This is a genomic window from Fructobacillus tropaeoli, from assembly GCF_001047135.2.
Classification (GTDB): domain Bacteria; phylum Bacillota; class Bacilli; order Lactobacillales; family Lactobacillaceae; genus Fructobacillus; species Fructobacillus tropaeoli.
Map to the genome: position 1 here is coordinate 11,911 of NZ_DF968083.1, position 16,201 is coordinate 28,111.

Consider the following 16,201-nt stretch of genomic DNA (forward strand, 5'->3'; position numbering starts at 1 on the left):
GTTTTAAAACTGCTTACTTTCGATGGTTAACCTTAAATTGGTGTTTCCCGTTACTTGAGCCATTCTTTTGTTGGCCTGGTTTGGTTGAGTGATTCGAGTTATGACCACTAACACTACGATTACCACCGTGATTGCGTTGTTGGCTACCAGCTGGCTTCTGACCGTTCTGGCCGCCATGGTGACGGTTACCGCTACCGGAACGGTTATTTGAACCATGACCGTTCGACTTCTGGCTAGAGCCGTTCCCATGACCAGCACCCTTATTCTGGCCACCACGACGGTTGCCACGACCATTGCGGTCACGGCCAAACTTCCCCTGATTTTGTTGTGGTACCCGAATATCGGTCGTTGGTGCTTCCTCAGGATTCAAGAGCACAAAGTCAACAGTTGATTCTTCCTTATTGGCACGAATGACCTTGATTTTGACCTTTTGACCAATCTGGAAAATATGGTGCTTTGAACGACCAATTAGAGCAGCATGCTTTTCATCGTACTCATAGTGGTCATCCGTTAGGTTTGAGATATGGACCAAACCTTCGACCGTGTTTTCCAGGGAAACAAAGAGGCCAAACTTGAGGGCAGCATTGACAACACCATCGTATTCCATGCCAACCTTGTCTTCCATGTACTCGGCCTTCTTCATCGAATCAACTAATCGTTCCGTATCGATGGCCCGACGTTCACGCGTTGAGGTATCAATTCCAATCTGTCCCAATGAAGAGGCATACTTTTCTTGCGCTTCAGCACCTGTACCATTTTTGGCATACCACTTAATTAAGCGGTGAACAGTCAGATCAGGATAACGCCGGATTGGTGAGGTGTAGTGCGTATAGTAATCAGCACCAAGACCAAAGTGGCCCAGTGGTTCCGGTGAATACTTGGCCTGCTTCATTGCTCGTAGCATCATCGTTGAAATCATTTGCTCGGCTGGATCATCTTTGACTTGCTCCATCAAGGTCTGCAACATCATTGGCGTAACCTTGGCAGGATCTCCCTTGACAGGGTGTCCTAAAGCCTTACTAAACTCGAAGAAGGACTGTGCCCGTTCTTCATCTGGCACTTCGTGAATTCGATAAAGGAACGGTACTTTCAGACGGTCATAGTGTTCAGCCACGGTTTCATTGGCCGCCAACATAAATGATTCAATCATTCTTTCGGCCGTCCCTCGTTCGCGGACAACCACGTCAATCGCCTTCCCGTTTTCATCAACGACAATTGAGGCTTCTGGCGTATCGAATTCAATCGCACCACGGCGAACACGCTTTTGATACAAAATTTGGTGTAACTCACCCATTTGATCAAACATGTCAGTCAAACCGCTGTACTCTTCTCGGGTCTGATCATCCCCGGCCAAGATTTCGTTCACGGCCGTATAGGTCATTCGTGCATGAGAACGAATGACTGATTGCTTAATTTCATGCTTGACAACCTGGCCTTCGCGGTTAATTTCCATCTCCACGGACATAGCCAAGCGGTTGACGTCTGGGTTTAAAGAAGCAATCCCATTTGACAACTTTTGCGGTAGCATTGGAATTACTCGGTCTGTCAAATAGACAGACGTTCCTCGGTTGTAAGCTTCCTTATCGATGGCTGAACCAGGACGAACATAGTGAGAAACATCCGCAATATGGACACCAAGGTGGTAATTGCCGTTATCCTTTTTCCAGACTACGACGGCATCGTCAATATCCTTGGTGTCGGCACCATCAATCGTTACCAATGGTTGGTCAGTAATATCCTGACGGCCTTGATAATCTTCTTCCAACACTTCATTTGGAATCGCATCGGCCTCAGCCATGACCTCATCGGGGAAGTGGTTCGGTACCTTCTTATTTTCAACAATTTGCATGATATCCATGCCGGGTTCATTTTCATAACCCAAAATTTGGGTCACGGAAACCAAAAGTTGCTTAGGGTGAACACGGTCAGCAAAGCGGTCGACTTCTGCCACCACTACCTGGCCATCGTGCAATTCTAAGCCATCCTTAGCTTTTTGCACCAAAACCTGATAAGAGCCCGCCTTCTTATCGTTTAAACGAATTTGACCCAGGGCCCCCTCTTGTTGTGAGCCTGCCGTATAAATGCCAACAAGGCGTTGGTAGGCATGGTCAATAATTTCTTCAACGCGGCCTTCAGGACCGCGGTCTTCAGACTGTGCCGGTTTCACCATCGAAACGCGAACAGTATCGCCTTGCATTGCCTGGCCAGTATTGTCAGGGGCGATAAAGTAGTCGGGTAAGTTTTCATCATAGCGGACAAAGCCAAAGCCCTTGTCATTGGCCTTAAATTCACCCTCAATTTCACCGCTTACTGCTTGGTATTGATAGGCATCGCCCACCTGCTTAGCCATCTTAGAAACGACCATCTGGTCCAAGACCCCAACTACCTGTCTGTAACCGGCTGCATCATTCATGCGCAGACCGTCAGCCAAGTTTTGTGCCGTAAAGGCCTGAGTTGAATTGGCCTTCAAAAAGCCCGCGATTTGTTCTTTTAATTGTTTTAATTCCATTATTTTCTTAATGTTCTCCTAAAAATGGTAAATAAAAAATCAGTCTACAAAAAAGTAAACTGACCTTTCAATTAATGAGCGGCAATATACATCAAGGCCAAGGCAATAATGAACCAGATGGCTCCCAAAATGGTTGTTGCCCGACGCAACACGGCTTCAAAGCCGCGTGACTTTCGCTCGGTAAATAAATCGGCTGCTCCACCAGACAAAGCTGACAAAGCATCCTGTTGTTTGCTTGGCTGCATCATGACTGTCACGACTAACAGAAAACCGACAACCAGCAAAAGGATGGTGAGAATATTCGTCACAATGACCGCCTCCACTCGCTATTTCATATTTCTTAGTATAGCAGAACTCGCCTTAATTTCCAAGGCTCAGCCGGAACATCAAAATTCCGCCAGCCACGGCAACGTTCAATGATTCTGCTTGACCCAAAATTGGAATGTAGAGGTTAGCCGTTGTCTTCTTGGCGAATTCAGGGTTAATGCCCTGACCTTCATTTCCAACAATCAAAGCACCAGCCGACAACCCTTGAATTTCTTGGTATGGCTTGGCTTCCTCATTCAATTCGGAACCGTAAACGGGCAAGTTGTTGTCTTCAAAAGCAGTAATCCAATCGTTTAGGTCCCCCTGCAAAACTTCCAAATGGAAGTGTGAACCTTGCATAGCACGAACAACCTTCGGTGCATAGGCATCAGCAGTTCCTTCACCCAAAACAACTCCCTTAAAGCCAGCAGCATCCGCTGTTCGGATTAAGGTCCCAACGTTCCCTGGATCTTGGATGGCATCCAAGAAGAGCCAAAGGCCATCATGGACATAGGCAGGATCAAAAGTCTTTTCAGGTAAGGTTACTTCGGCAAAGATTCCCTGTGGCGTCTTTGACCCAGCAATATGGACAGCAACTTCCTTTGAAATTTCAAAGGCAGGCACACCATGGGGAACATCTGGCAAGTGTTCTGCCATCTGCTCTTCTGTTGCCATGATAGCGTGGAACTTTGCCCCCGCTTTGATAGCTTCCTGCACTAGGTGCCAGCCATCAAGCAAGTAAGTCTTTTGCTCAAGCCGTCCCTTTTTTGTGGCTAACTTGGCCCAAGCTTTCACTTTGGCATTTTGTTTGGATAAAATTCGTTCCATTATATGTCCTTTATTAATTATTTCTCGTTCCGGCGTTGTTGCTTGCCGGCATTTCGTGGGCCAGATTGTTGGCTCTTGTCATCATTTGTTACATCTCGAGGGCGCAAATCTTCGGGGCGAACACGATTCTGATTTGTCCCAAAGGCAGCGGAAGCTGGTTGGCTCAACAAATCATCGGCACCCTTTTTAAGAACAAAGTTCTTATCCACGTCGTCCTCTAACTTAGCATACATCAAATGCACGATGAATGCTTGCAAAACAACGGTAATTCCACCAACAATAAAGTAAAGACCCAAGGCCCCAGATGAAATCAGGGTAATCCCAGCAATCATTACTGGTGAAATCCACAACATTTGTCCGGCTGTCTTCTTTTGTTCAGCTGGCATGTGAATCAATGACAAGTATGCTTGAGCGGCATAGATCACAAAGACGACCAGTGACAGCAAGATTTCAGGCTTTGACAAAGGTAAACCAAAGAAGGTAGCCGTCTTCAGGCCATCAGCGTGTTGGATAGCCAGGTACAAACCAGAAAAGATTGGCAATTGAATGGCCATCGTCAACCAGGAAATCCCACCGGTCATCGAAACACCATTCTCACGGTACAAGGACATTGAGGCCATCGAAGCCGCCTGCTGCTCTTCTGGTGTCTTGGCACTCTTCACAGCCGCTTGAACCTTTTCCAACTCTGGTCGCAACTTTTGCATCTTTAATGATGACTTTGTCGTGTTAATTTGTTGGTTAACAAAAATTGGCAACAGGATTAAACGAATAATCGCCGTTAAGATAATAATGGCCCAACCAATGGCGTTGACACCGCCGACCCACTTGGCAATCTCCGTCAAAATGTGAGCAATTGGTGTCGAAACAAACCGATACATTCGGCCATGAACGCCGTAACCACCGGTCATTAAGTAGATATCTAACAGGACAAACAAAATCGTGAATGTCCGCTTTGCTGATTTCATGAAAAAATTCCTCTTTTAATAATTTAATTAGTCTTAAACATTATAACAAGAATGTTCGCGAAAAACTTTCTTTTCTGAATACAAATAAAAAAGACTAGTTCGTTGATACGCCAGAACTCCCAAAATTGGAAGTTAATAGCCAATCAGCCAATCAGTCTTTTTGATGGTTATCTGTTTCTTTCACCAGCGGGAAGCGCAACCGGAAAACCGAACCGGAACCAAGCGCTGATTCAACCTGAACCTGGCCACCATAGGCGGCGACCATCTTTTTCACGATACTCAAGCCTAAACCATTTCCACCAGTTTGGTGCACCCGCGCCTTATCGACACGGTAAAAACGATCAAAAACGCGATCCAAGTCCTCAGCGGCAATTCCTTGACCGAAGTCTTGGACGCCAATATCAACCCAAGAACCGGATTCCGCCAAAGCCAAGTGAATTTCCTTCCGGTCGGTTGAGTACTTCAGAGCATTGTCGATCAAAATAATCAGGAGTTGCTCCAAATGATCTGAACGCACTGCCACTTCAGCCGGAGCCCCCAAAGCATTGTCCAATGTCCACGAAAAATCTGGATGGACCATCTGCAAGTCGTGGTAAACCCGTTCCAAAACGGGTGCCACCTCAGTCTTTTCGGGTTGACTGCTGACCGTTAAGTTTTCTGCTCGAGTCAACATCAGCATTTCGTTGACCAAGGTTTCCATTCGAGATATCTCAGACAAGGAAGAGTGAATGGAATCTTCTAGGACCTCTGGATCATCCTTCCCCCAGCGTTCCAACAGCTCCAAATGTCCCTTAACGATGGCCACTGGGGTCCGCAATTCATGCGAGACATCTGAAACAAAATCCTGCTGAGCGTGGATAAGGCCCTGGACCTTATCCATCGTCTCGTTTTGCACCTGCCCCAAGTCATTGAGTTCCTTATTGTAGGCAACCGGCTTGACTCGGTCATCTGTCACAGGGTCCTCTTCAAAGGCCAGCATCGTTTCTTGTAACTTTTTAACTGGGCGCACCAAAAATTGAGCCAAAATCCAAGACAAGCAAATCGTCCAAATCACGGCGACAATGACTAGAAAAGCCCACCAATGGCTCAGCTTCTCAATCGTTTCACCATGAATATTTGGGCCTAAAATCAGGTCTAAACAAAATAAGATCACGGCTAACAATAGTAAAAAACCCACCGACAAGGCCAGCGTCAATAACGTCTGGATTGAAAGGGTCGGTGAGACATCTTTTGTTTTCTGCTTGCTTGCTTTCATCTTAGCTCCGCATTACATAACCCGTTCCACGAACAGTTTGGATATAAGAAGTCTTTGATTCTGGATCATCCAACTTATTACGCAAGTAACGGATATAAACATCAACAACGTTGGTTTCGATTTGTGTGTCAAAGCCCCAAACTTCTTTGAGTAACTTTTCGCGTGACTGAACAACATTAATGTTTTCAACCAATAGCAACAGCAAATCGTATTCACGCTTCGTCAAGTTAATCACTTGATCATCACGACGGGCAATCCGGTTTTCTTTTTCCAGTTGCAAGTTCTTAAAGCGAATAATCGAAGGTGACTTATCTGCTGGGTTTTGTTCAATATCGATTCGACGCAAAAGTGACCGCACGCGGGCCAACAATTCTTCAATGGCAAACGGCTTGACAACATAGTCATCAGCACCATAATCCAAACCTGAAACTCGGTCAATCACGGAGTCACGGGCCGTCATCATGATAATCGGTGTCTTCTTCACTTCACGCAAGCGACGAGCGACTTCAAAGCCATTTAATTCTGGCAACATCAAATCAAGCAAGATTAGGTCAAAGTCCTCGTTTAAGGCCTTGTCCAAGCCCTCGCGGCCGTTTAAGACCGTTTCCACGTCATAACCTTCATGCTTTAGCTCTAAACTGACGAACTTCGCCAAGTTTTCTTCATCTTCTACAATTAAAATCCGACTCATATTTTCCCTCACGACGTCCCTGGATGCTCAATAGCTCAAGCGCCATCGAACAAAAATGAATAAGTTCTAATCTTATTCTACCATAAACGTCAAAATTTTCTCATTTTTTAAAGAAATCATCCAGTTTCGACAGGCGGGGATCAAGAGCCTGTTTCTCATCTGTTGCTTCTTCTTTCTTTTCTTGTTCTTGTTTGGCAAAGTCCTCTTCTGAGATAACTTGCCAGTCCTGACCAGTTGGCAGGTCTGCCCCTGCGGCCTCTTCTGTGGTCAAAATTTGACTTGGCAAAACGGCTACCAAATTATCTAAGATAACCGAATCCAAGTCCAGGCTGCTTTCTTCTAAAACAAAAACTGTCTCATCCTCATCAAAACGTTGTAAGCGCTCTTCATCAGCCACATAGGTTTCATGGATATCAACAGCAGTTGACCAATCAACCGGTGCAAGTGACCGTGATGATGGCAGGATTAAATCAGCATGGACACTGGCAGACAAAATGATGTCTTCGTTTGCCAATGTTTTAATGGTCCCCTTAACCTGCACGAATGGCGCCTTAATAATTAAATCAGAAAAACGCTCATCAATCAAATATTGTAGGTCTAATTTTTCATCAATTACTAATGGGCTTTGTTGAAACTTTGCTAATTGTTGTTTGGCATACTTCATAATTTTACTCCTGACCTTGATAAATTGGCTTGCGGCCGACGTCTTGCCCCTGCTTGGCATGGGTTTGACCAGCTAATATCTGCCACATTTGTCCGGCCTTATAATCGAGTCGTAAATTAGCTTTCGCCAAGGACATGTCGACTCTTGAAATAATTGGCAGCGTTACTGTTCGCTTGACTTCACTCAAATAGGCCTGGCCCAAATCATTAAAGCCGAGCAAGCGGATATAAGAATCCGCCATCGCGGCCTGCATTTGATCGACCTTAATGTTCAAAAGTGTGTACAACAACGTTCGTTGAATGCGAGCAAAGGTGTAGCGCTTAGTCTTTACTGATTTAATAAAGGACTGGTAAGACTGTGGTCCTTCAACAGCAGCTGCAACACCCGCCAGTCGGTGTTCCAAACCTTCGGCCATTTGGTACACCTGGCCTAGCTGACCGACCGTATCAGTCAACAGGCGGTAGCGAAGCAACTCAAAGAAGGGCTTTTCAAACGCTAAAGCGGTTGGCTTTGTTGACAGGGCCTCGAAGGCTTGGTCAGAAACGACTGGCTTGATTTTTTCAAACTTGCCCTTGTGAAGAGCAAGTCGAATTGAAGAGGCCGAAGCAATCGTCTGCCCCTCCTCAAAGGTCTGATCATGGTAACTCGCTTCCAAACGGCCAATTGGGTGCAATTGCATTTCCTGACCACTCGCAACCACGGCTTTGGCATAGGAAAATGCCAAAATATCATTTGGATCTTCCATTTTAAAGCCAGTCTGCTCTTCTAGCTGTTGAGCGTAGGCCGAAGCATAGGTCTGAGTCCGGTCAGTAAACTGCCCTTCGCTTTCGATAGTCAAGGCTTGCTTGGCCAAATCCAGAAAGTCAACTTCCGGGTGTTCCGAACCAAAAACCAGGTCTTTAACACCCAGCGCTTGCAAAATTTGAATGGCGCCAGCTGCAAACAAGTGGCCAGGTTGCACCGCATAAAAGACCGGTAATTCAACCACCAAATCGGCACCAGCAGCCAAAGCCAGTTTGGTCCGCTCCCACTTATCCAAAATGGCCGGTTCACCACGCTGGACAAAGTTGCCAGACATCACCACTACTGCTAAATCAGCATTCGTTAGCTCTTTGGCCTTTTGAATATGATAGGCGTGGCCATTATGGAAGGGGTTATATTCTGCAATAATACCGACTGCTTTCATGATACTCCTCCTTTATGAGCCACAAAGAACCAGCGATCATCCTGATCATCAGCTGTTTTACGGCCAAAATCAGCACTGATTTCTACTTGGTCAAAGCCAGCCTTGCGCAAGGCCTTTTGGTAGTAAGCCATATCATAGGTCTGTTCGTGATGAACTTCGCGCACTAGGTTAAAGGCATCGATATCCTCATTGTACAAAAAGAACTTTAAATCATGATCAACGGAATTCTTTTCTTCACCGGGGAAACTAGTCCACATAAAGATTTGGTCCGGATCATCATCATTGTTATAGCAGTAATTGTCATACAAAACATTGACTTGGTAGGGCGTAATGACATCGAATAAGAAGGTCCCACCGGGCTCCAAGTGATCGTAAACCTGCTTAAGGCCCGCTTGAAAATCAGCTTTCCCAGGCAGGTAGTTAAAGGTATCCGCAAAGGAAACAATGGCCGGATACTTTTCTTCCCAATCTGAAAAATCGCGAATATCGGCCTCCAATAAACGTAGGTCAACATTTGCCTCTTCGGCATGCTTTTGCGCCAAGGAGAGCATGGCGGGTGCCATATCTAAGAGATCAACTGTAAAGCCTTTTTTCGCCAATAAAACAGCCAGGCGACCAGCGCCACCACCCAAATCAAGAATTTTACTAGCGGGTAGATGGTCTTCTACATAGTGCTGCCAGTCCACGTACAAATCACCATCGAAGAGATTGTCATAGAGGCTAGCAAAGGTTTGGTATGGTGCATTATTTTCGTCAGTCATCTTTTTCTCACTTAAACAACATTGGCTGGTGGCCAGTCCATCAAAGACCAACCCCCAGCCAGATATCTTACTGATTGATTAATATACTTCTTCTGCGAGGTAATTCGTTAAGTCGACATTTTCAGCATCGAACCAAAGGCGGTCCAGATGGTAGAAATCACGAGACTCTTCATCAAAAACATGGACGATAATATCACCGAGGTCTAATGAAACCCATTCGGCACGGTCGTAGCCCTCAATATTGAGTACCTGTCCCCCGGCCTTTTGGACTTCTTCCTTGACTTCACGGACAATCGCTTGCACCTGGCGGCTAGAACCCGCCGATGCAATCACAAAGTAGTCAGCCAGCAAGGATACCTTTTGCATATCTAAGGCGGTGATGCGATCACCGTGCTTGCTATCAATGGCGGAAACGACTGTTTGCAACAAATCCTTTGAATTGATGGTTGTCATGTAAACTCCTTCTTATTCTGCAAAATGACGAGCCCAGTCATTATAACTGGTGAAGGTCTTGGGATAGATCACGTTACCATTCTCGGCCAAAAACGAGAGGGTGTGCTGTAATTGATAAAACACACCCCGGTCCAAGGACTTATCCGTGATTTCTCGGGCCTCTTTGACACCGGGAAAATCACGACCAGTTTCCAAGTAATCGGCCATGAAAACAATCTTCGCTAAAGTCGGCATCTCAACACCGTCTCCAGTTGTGTGCAACCGAACTGCATCTAGGATGGCTGGGTCATCAATCCCCAGTTCATCTTGAATCATTTCTGCCCCAACAACACCGTGCCAAATAGCTCGGCTCCAGTTTTTCAAATCAGGATCCAAGTGAAAACGGTCAATTGCTGCTAAAAAGTCCTCAGCTGGCCGTTCTTTGGCGTAGTCGTGGACCAAACCGGCCAATGCCGCTTGGTTCTCATCAACACCATTTTCTTGAGCCAACTTACGGGCATAGTCTGAAACGCGTAAGCAATGTTGGAACCGGCCATCTGAAAGCTGGGCCGAAACCTTTTTTTCAACTGCATGCAACTCTTCTTCAAAAGCTGTCATCTGTTCCCCCTCTTCACAAAATTTAGTGGAAAAGTCCTCTGTCTAACGAATCTTTTCCACTTCAACTGAATACTTCACATATTTGGCATCCGTTGCTGGTTCATACAAGACCAAGGTCTTTCCAATTACCTGAGCAACCGTCACCGTTGATTCTTCTTCAATAAAGGCAGCCAAGTCCTTGGCTGACCAGTCACTTCCTTGTTGCAAGTTGACCTTAATCAACTCACGCTTAGCCAACGCCTTTTTGACCTCTGCCAACCATTCCTGGTTAGCTCCGGCTTTCCCAACAGAGAAAATCGGTGTTAACCCGTTCGCCTGTGACCGCAGGTAGCGTTTTTGTTTTCCAGTTAAATTTTGCATTAAATCATTGCCTTTCGTAAGAAGACCCCGACTCCCTTAGGAGCATAGGCCTGGACGTGAATCCCAGCTGGCAGGGTAATAAAGCCCAAACCAGCATAGACCAAGTCCGTCTTTTCGTTAATTTTAAATTCGTATTTAGCGAAGTCAACATTTTCATCAGCTGGTGCTGGTGTCAATAATTGCCCTTTGTGCTTTGCATAGAAATCATCTGCACCCTGACGTTTCGTGCGATGAATCATCAGATTATTTTCAAAGTAAGCCGTAACAGCCGCTTTTGCTCCGTCTGCAGGACCAGTTACCAAATCAAAGCGCGCTAGAGCTCCGAAGAAAAGTGTTTGATCCGGATTTAATTGATAAGTCCGGGATTTAATCTCAGCCTTTGGCAAAACATACTTTAAATCTTTATCAGTCACCCAATGGGCGTACTGATCCTTTTTAATAATCCCGGGTGTATCAATCAAAGATTGGCCATCGTCCAATGGAATCGCAATTTGATCCAAGGTCGTTCCTGGGAAGCGTGAAGTCGTGATTAACTCTTGAACACCTGTTTTTGACTTAATAATTTGATTAATCAAGGTTGATTTACCAACATTGGTTGTTCCAACGACGTAAACGTCACGGCCATCGCGCAGTGTATCAATTTTATCTAAAATTTGATCCAAATTTTTTGGATGGGCAGCAGAAACAAGTTCAATCCCAACGGGGTTAATGCCCTGTTCCTTTAACTGTCCTTGGACCCAATTCTTTAACTTATGTTCCTTTAAGGACTTAGGCAACAAATCCACCTTGTTGGCAAGGACCAAAATTGGATTCTCTTGGCCAACAAAGCGTGGTAGGCCAGGGATTGTTGACCCTGAAAAATCAAACAAATCCAAAACGTAGACAATCAAAGACTTCGTCTTAGAAACCTGGTGAAGCAAATTAGCAAAGTCATCATCCGTTAATTCAACAGGTTGAATTTCGTTATAATGGCGCAAACGGAAGCAACGTTGGCACAGTAACTCTTCGGCCATCAGTTGCTTCTTTAAAGCGGAAAGTGGCAAAAAACCAGCTTCTTCCTTATGATCAATTTGCATTTTAGCGCCACAACCAATGCAGTATAATCCCTCAGCTAAAGCTTCCTGGACTTCTTCATCGGTTGCAATCGTTTGCACTTGTTCTTGCTCAAATTCTTTTTCTGTCATCAATTTTTATCATTTTCCCTAGCAGAAACAGCTTCCTTGAAAGTTGCGTGCCAGATTAGCGGTTGCTTTTGGCTATAAATCAGTTTTTTAGCTAACTTTTCAAGTGACCGGTTGAACCAAGTTTGCCACATGTCTGATTCGACCAATTGCTTGACCAAAACAGATTTAACGCCAGCCAAGTGAGCCGCCCAAACATCGGTTAGCATCTGATCACCAACCATCAACACATCTTCTTTTTGCAAGCCCTGCTTTTTGAGTACCTTCAAAATGCCACGCGGCAACGGCTTCAAGGACCAGGCAACATAGTCAACATCCAAACCAGAAACAGCCTTCTCGACTCGATCCCAGGTGTTATTTGAAACGACGACAACCTCAATCCCGGCTGCTTTAAGTTCTTTTAACCAAGCATGCAATTCAGGTGTCCCATTGGGGTTATTCCAAGCCAGCAACGTATTATCTAAGTCTGTTAATACGGCTTTTACGCCTTGGTCTTTTAACTCCGCCACCGATAAGTTATAGACGGACTCAACCGTATAGGTGGGCTTTAAAAAATTAAGGGGCATATCTGTCTTCCTTTTTTATTTCCTTAGTCCCTATTATACACGATTAGGCCTTTCTTCGAGCAAAAAAGGACCCCTTAACGGGGCCCTTTTGTTTTCCGATTTTTATAGCTTAGTACCAACCATTACTTTGGAAGTGACTAATAGCATTTGCTACAGAACCATAGCGGGCAGCAATATAAGCCTGCATAGCCTGTAATTGAACGGCATAATTACCTTGGTAGTTTTGGCCAGGTACATAAGTTGCATAGGCCGCAGGAGACAATTGTCCGATACCATAGAATTGTCCGTTTTGTGCATTCACGTTTCCGCCTGATTCACGAGAAATCAACCAGTTAATGTCACCAGAGGCTGTTGAAGTTGTTGCAGCTGCTGATGTCGTTGCTGTTGATACGGAAGAAGTTGATGCAGCTGCCGTGCTTGTCGATGAAGCTTGGGCAGCAGTTGAAGTGGCCACAGGCGTAGCTTGCGCTGCCTGAGTTGTCGTTGCAGACAACGAAGTCACTTGGCTTTGACTGTTGGATGTATCGTCAGATGCACTGGCAGTGTCATCATCAGATGAAGCAACAGTCTGGCTAGCTGCAGTATTTTCCAAGCTCTTGAGATTATCAACAGATGAAACGGCAGTAGAAACCTTCTTGGTGTTCACTGAGTCAGTAACCTTGACCGCTTGGTCAGAGGTTGATTTTCCTTTATTAAATTGTGTGTTGGCGGCAGTCAGTGCTAAACCGGCTACGGCCATACTTGTAAGTAAAACTTTATTAAACATCATGGTTATTATTTTCCCCAATCAATATTACGAGAATATTAAAACAGATAACGCTTCCGTAACGTTCGTCAGGAAAATATACAAACACAGGATATTTTGTATCAGAACTACTCGATTTCGAGAAATTCGCGTTTATCTAAGTGTCATTTCTTTCGATTCAACCACCAGTAAAGTGGCAAACCAGCTAGAACTATGATAACCGAAATTCCGATTCCATGCAAATCGTTAATAATTTCAGAAATCTCAACGTAGAGTGAACCCAAGATAGCCACAATGGGAATAACAGGGTACAACGGCATTGAGAAAGTTCTTTTCAGCCCCTTTGGATCTTGTCGGCGCAACTTAAAGGCACCAATAAAGACCAGGATATAGAACAAGAAAGTCACGAAGATCGCGTAATCCGATAATTGATCAGGGTCCGTCAAGGCCATCATTAAGTAGGCAATGGCAACCATTAACCAAATTGCGGCATTCGGCGTCTTGGACTTGTGGTTGATTTTAGCAAAAGTTTTAGCAAAAGGGAAGTCTCCTTTTTTAGCCATCACATACAAAATCCGTGGAAACGAGACAACCTTGCCGTTTAACGTACCGATTAATGAAACCAAAACAGCGACCGAAAGAACACGGCCACCCCAGTAACCAAAGGCATTTGTGGCCATCTTCAATGTGGTGTTTTCCCCCAAAGCAACAATTTCATTAGCAGTTAATGAACGATAGGCCCCGTAAGAAATACCCATATAGGCGACAATCACAATCAAGATTCCGGTAATGATTGCCTTTGGCAAGACTTTTTGTGGGTTTCTGATTTCACCAGAGATGTTTGCTAATGTCACCCAGCCATCATAGGCAAAAAGCGTAGCCAAAACAGCGACTCCAAAACCACCAGCACTTGAGTGCGACATCGTCGTCACCATCTGACCTAAGGCATCGTGCTTTCCAAAGAAAAGGCCGAAAATAATCAAAGCGATAATCGGCAACATCTTAATCACAGTTGTTAAGACCTGGAACCCAGCGGAAAAATGATTTGGAATCGAATTTAATAAACCAACCAGAGCGAGGGCCACCATACCGGCAGGCAACGACCACACACTCTTTAAACCAAACAGAGAAACAAATAAAACACCAAAGTAAGCAGAGATTGCCCCCATCATCGCTGGGCCGTAAAAAATCACCTGCATCCAACCAGCCAAATAACCGGTTGTTTTACCGTATAGATGAGTTAAGTAAGAATAGATGCCACCCGTTTCGGCCATTTGTGAGCCAACTTCGGCTACCGTCATGCCGGCGGTCAAGGTCAGGATTCCTCCCGCCAACCAGGCCCAAAGGGCAGTATTCGTGTCACCTGCGGTTTGCAGGACGGATCCCTGCTTAAAGAAAATCCCAGAACCGATGATGGTTCCGATCACTAATGCTAACGATGACCAGAGGCCAAATCCTCTGTTCAACTTTTCTTCTTCTGCCATGAGTGGCCCTCCAATTTAGATGAAAATTCAACATTTCTATTCTAGCATATCTTCGGACATTCTGACTATATTTTCTCATAATCAATTTAATATAATAAAAAAGCCGAACATTGTCAGCTTTTTATGTGATTTTATTTCTTTATATTTGCCGAAAGATTGAAAAAAGATACCATAATATTCTAACTAAGGTCTTCTCAAAAGGCAAGAAAAAAAGGACCTTGCGGTCCAATTTCATATTTATTTTAAAGTTCTTGTTTCAAGTCTTCTGGTTCGAAAAGGTGCAAAACTTTGACGAAAATAAATTGAGTCAACAAACCTACCACGACAGGAATAACTACCCAGGCTAATAGCGCAACAACTGGTGAGATAAAGTTATTCATGACTGAACTTGGTACGGCAGCATCCTTAATCATTGATTGCAATGGTGAAACCAAACCAATATAACCGAAACCGGCCGTTGTTGGCGTTCCTTGGATGTCAAAGAGTGCCACTGCGATACTTGATAATGCACCCGCAAACATGAAGGACAAAATCATCACAGGCTTCTTAAAGATTGAAGGCATCATTCCCTTCATCGCTCCTAAGAAGATGGCAACCGTTGTTCCCTTCTTATTGACCTTCCATGAGTTCAAAAGCAAGATAATTGTTGTTGCAACAACACCCATGGCTGCTGCACCGGAAGCCATTCCGTGCAAGTTAATGGCCAAGGCAATTCCAACTGTTGAAATTGGTGTGATAATGATGACGGCAAAAGCCATTCCAATCAAGATAGCCATTGGTAATGGGGCTAATTTCGTGAAAACTTCCACCATATCCCCAATCCAAGTTGTAATCCGAGCGACATAAGGTGCAATTACCTTACCAAACAAACCAACGCCACCAGCAACGATAATTGGTGACAAGATAATCGCCACTGAGCCAAAACCGGCCAGATAACGGTCAACCAGCCAGATAGCCAAAACAGCTAGACCAGCTACCAACATCGCATTGATCACATCACCAGCGCCGTTAGCAACAAAGAGACGCGTTGGAACAGCCAATGTCTTACCAGAAACGGGTTGTACCGTACCAGCCTTAACCATTGCCCATTGAATTGAGTTTGAAGCAGCAACTGTTGCCAGTGCTACAACGCCCGTGTCAAGAACCTTCATCTTGAAGTTCATCGCCACGGCCATTCCGATTAGGAATGGAATCATTGATGTAAAAAGTGTCAAAATTGCTGAGTAATCAGCCCCAAGGGTTGTTTTACCCAGACCTGAGAATTGAATGATGTACTTCATCACGGCTGATGGTAGCACACCGATTAAGATTCCTTGGGCGGACCCGGAAAGAACCTTAAAGAAGAAGTCCTTCACGCCCAATGGCGTTTTACCGGAAAATTGTTCTGCTGTTGTCATATTTTTCCTCCGCTTCACGTCTTATAATTGTGAAGTTTTTATATTGCATAAAATAGTATAACAGGTCTTTTTGAAATTGTGAAGTCCATTACAGGAATTTTTGTGCCCATTGCCCCAATTTAATAGACTTTCACTTGTTTATAATCATTATTATTTCACTTATAAATCGCAAAAATATAACGTGAAATTCATAACTATATCATCAAAGTTCGGATTTTACAGAATTTTGTGCACAAAAAAAGCTCAAACTATT

The 16,201-nt window shown here is 44.7% G+C and carries 17 protein-coding genes; all 17 read right to left on the minus strand.

All coding sequences use genetic code 11. The features are described 5' to 3' along the window. Window positions 1–13 precede the first annotated feature (13 nt). Window positions 14–2,509: a ribonuclease R gene (gene rnr, locus AOQ32_RS05500; protein WP_059393947.1), complete on the minus strand. Its 2,496-nt coding sequence runs from the start codon at window positions 2,507–2,509 to the stop codon at window positions 14–16. Between the two features lie 71 nt (window positions 2,510–2,580). Further along, a complete protein-coding gene (gene secG, locus AOQ32_RS05505; RefSeq protein ID WP_047974310.1) occupies window positions 2,581–2,817 on the minus strand; it encodes a preprotein translocase subunit SecG in 237 nt (78 codons plus the stop codon). 52 nt (window positions 2,818–2,869) lie between these two features. Then, window positions 2,870–3,643, minus strand: a complete 774-nt coding sequence (locus tag AOQ32_RS05510) for a TrmH family RNA methyltransferase (RefSeq protein WP_059393948.1) — start codon at window positions 3,641–3,643, stop codon at window positions 2,870–2,872. Window positions 3,644–3,660: 17 nt separating this feature from the next. Continuing rightward, window positions 3,661–4,608 (minus strand): membrane protein insertase YidC, encoded by a 948-nt coding sequence (gene yidC, locus AOQ32_RS05515; protein WP_059393949.1) that lies wholly within the window; start codon window positions 4,606–4,608, stop codon window positions 3,661–3,663. Between the two features lie 151 nt (window positions 4,609–4,759). Further along, window positions 4,760–5,863 (minus strand): sensor histidine kinase, encoded by a 1,104-nt coding sequence (locus AOQ32_RS05520; protein WP_047974307.1) that lies wholly within the window; start codon window positions 5,861–5,863, stop codon window positions 4,760–4,762. Window position 5,864: 1 nt separating this feature from the next. Continuing rightward, window positions 5,865–6,554, minus strand: coding sequence for a response regulator transcription factor (locus AOQ32_RS05525; protein WP_047974306.1), 690 nt, complete (start codon window positions 6,552–6,554; stop codon window positions 5,865–5,867). A 100-nt stretch (window positions 6,555–6,654) separates the two neighbouring features. Further along, entirely contained in the window at window positions 6,655–7,218 is a 564-nt protein-coding gene (locus AOQ32_RS05530; RefSeq protein WP_059393950.1) for a YceD family protein, read from the minus strand. 4 nt (window positions 7,219–7,222) lie between these two features. Next, window positions 7,223–8,404 carry a nucleotidyltransferase gene (locus tag AOQ32_RS05535; RefSeq protein ID WP_059393951.1) on the minus strand — a complete coding sequence of 394 codons (1,182 nt, stop codon included), beginning with the start codon at window positions 8,402–8,404 and terminating at the stop codon, window positions 7,223–7,225. Further along, window positions 8,401–9,165, minus strand: coding sequence for a class I SAM-dependent methyltransferase (locus tag AOQ32_RS05540; protein WP_059393952.1), 765 nt, complete (start codon window positions 9,163–9,165; stop codon window positions 8,401–8,403). Before AOQ32_RS05540 ends, AOQ32_RS05535 begins: the two co-directional genes overlap by 4 nt. A 78-nt stretch (window positions 9,166–9,243) precedes the next feature. Continuing rightward, window positions 9,244–9,618, minus strand: coding sequence for a ribosome silencing factor (gene rsfS / locus AOQ32_RS05545; protein ID WP_047974302.1), 375 nt, complete (start codon window positions 9,616–9,618; stop codon window positions 9,244–9,246). A 12-nt stretch (window positions 9,619–9,630) separates the two neighbouring features. Further along, window positions 9,631–10,215 (minus strand): bis(5'-nucleosyl)-tetraphosphatase (symmetrical) YqeK, encoded by a 585-nt coding sequence (yqeK, locus tag AOQ32_RS05550; RefSeq protein WP_059393953.1) that lies wholly within the window; start codon window positions 10,213–10,215, stop codon window positions 9,631–9,633. Window positions 10,216–10,257: 42 nt separating this feature from the next. Further along, on the minus strand, window positions 10,258–10,575 hold the full coding sequence (yhbY, locus tag AOQ32_RS05555; RefSeq protein WP_047974300.1) for a ribosome assembly RNA-binding protein YhbY: 318 nt from the start codon (window positions 10,573–10,575) through the stop codon (window positions 10,258–10,260). After that, complete coding sequence (gene yqeH / locus AOQ32_RS05560) at window positions 10,575–11,729, minus strand: ribosome biogenesis GTPase YqeH (protein WP_059394008.1); 1,155 nt, start codon at window positions 11,727–11,729, stop codon at window positions 10,575–10,577. Before yqeH ends, yhbY begins: the two co-directional genes overlap by 1 nt. 29 nt (window positions 11,730–11,758) lie before the next feature. After that, on the minus strand, window positions 11,759–12,322 hold the full coding sequence (locus AOQ32_RS05565; protein WP_059393954.1) for a YqeG family HAD IIIA-type phosphatase: 564 nt from the start codon (window positions 12,320–12,322) through the stop codon (window positions 11,759–11,761). Between the two features lie 109 nt (window positions 12,323–12,431). Further along, window positions 12,432–13,088 (minus strand): aggregation-promoting factor C-terminal-like domain-containing protein, encoded by a 657-nt coding sequence (locus tag AOQ32_RS05570; protein ID WP_083994444.1) that lies wholly within the window; start codon window positions 13,086–13,088, stop codon window positions 12,432–12,434. A gap of 143 nt (window positions 13,089–13,231) precedes the next feature. Continuing rightward, window positions 13,232–14,551 carry an APC family permease gene (locus AOQ32_RS05575; RefSeq protein ID WP_059393956.1) on the minus strand — a complete coding sequence of 440 codons (1,320 nt, stop codon included), beginning with the start codon at window positions 14,549–14,551 and terminating at the stop codon, window positions 13,232–13,234. 242 nt (window positions 14,552–14,793) lie between these two features. After that, a complete protein-coding gene (locus AOQ32_RS05580; RefSeq protein ID WP_083994432.1) occupies window positions 14,794–15,948 on the minus strand; it encodes a PTS sugar transporter subunit IIC in 1,155 nt (384 codons plus the stop codon). Between the last annotated feature and the right edge of the window lie 253 nt (window positions 15,949–16,201).

Excerpts from the sequence above, each read along its gene's own strand:
- rnr (WP_059393947.1), bottom strand. The coding sequence starts at position 2,509 with ATGGAATTAAAACAATTAAAAGAACAAATCGCGGGCTTTTTGAAGGCC.
- AOQ32_RS05510 (WP_059393948.1), bottom strand. The coding sequence starts at position 3,643 with ATGGAACGAATTTTATCCAAACAAAATGCCAAAGTGAAAGCTTGGGCC.
- yidC (WP_059393949.1), bottom strand. The coding sequence starts at position 4,608 with ATGAAATCAGCAAAGCGGACATTCACGATTTTGTTTGTCCTGTTAGAT.
- AOQ32_RS05520 (WP_047974307.1), bottom strand. The coding sequence starts at position 5,863 with ATGAAAGCAAGCAAGCAGAAAACAAAAGATGTCTCACCGACCCTTTCA.
- AOQ32_RS05525 (WP_047974306.1), bottom strand. The coding sequence starts at position 6,554 with ATGAGTCGGATTTTAATTGTAGAAGATGAAGAAAACTTGGCGAAGTTC.
- AOQ32_RS05530 (WP_059393950.1), bottom strand. The coding sequence starts at position 7,218 with ATGAAGTATGCCAAACAACAATTAGCAAAGTTTCAACAAAGCCCATTA.
- AOQ32_RS05535 (WP_059393951.1), bottom strand. The coding sequence starts at position 8,404 with ATGAAAGCAGTCGGTATTATTGCAGAATATAACCCCTTCCATAATGGC.
- AOQ32_RS05540 (WP_059393952.1), bottom strand. The coding sequence starts at position 9,165 with ATGACTGACGAAAATAATGCACCATACCAAACCTTTGCTAGCCTCTAT.
- rsfS (WP_047974302.1), bottom strand. The coding sequence starts at position 9,618 with ATGACAACCATCAATTCAAAGGATTTGTTGCAAACAGTCGTTTCCGCC.
- yqeK (WP_059393953.1), bottom strand. The coding sequence starts at position 10,215 with ATGACAGCTTTTGAAGAAGAGTTGCATGCAGTTGAAAAAAAGGTTTCG.
- yhbY (WP_047974300.1), bottom strand. The coding sequence starts at position 10,575 with ATGCAAAATTTAACTGGAAAACAAAAACGCTACCTGCGGTCACAGGCG.
- AOQ32_RS05565 (WP_059393954.1), bottom strand. The coding sequence starts at position 12,322 with ATGCCCCTTAATTTTTTAAAGCCCACCTATACGGTTGAGTCCGTCTAT.
- AOQ32_RS05570 (WP_083994444.1), bottom strand. The coding sequence starts at position 13,088 with ATGTTTAATAAAGTTTTACTTACAAGTATGGCCGTAGCCGGTTTAGCA.
- AOQ32_RS05575 (WP_059393956.1), bottom strand. The coding sequence starts at position 14,551 with ATGGCAGAAGAAGAAAAGTTGAACAGAGGATTTGGCCTCTGGTCATCG.
- AOQ32_RS05580 (WP_083994432.1), bottom strand. The coding sequence starts at position 15,948 with ATGACAACAGCAGAACAATTTTCCGGTAAAACGCCATTGGGCGTGAAG.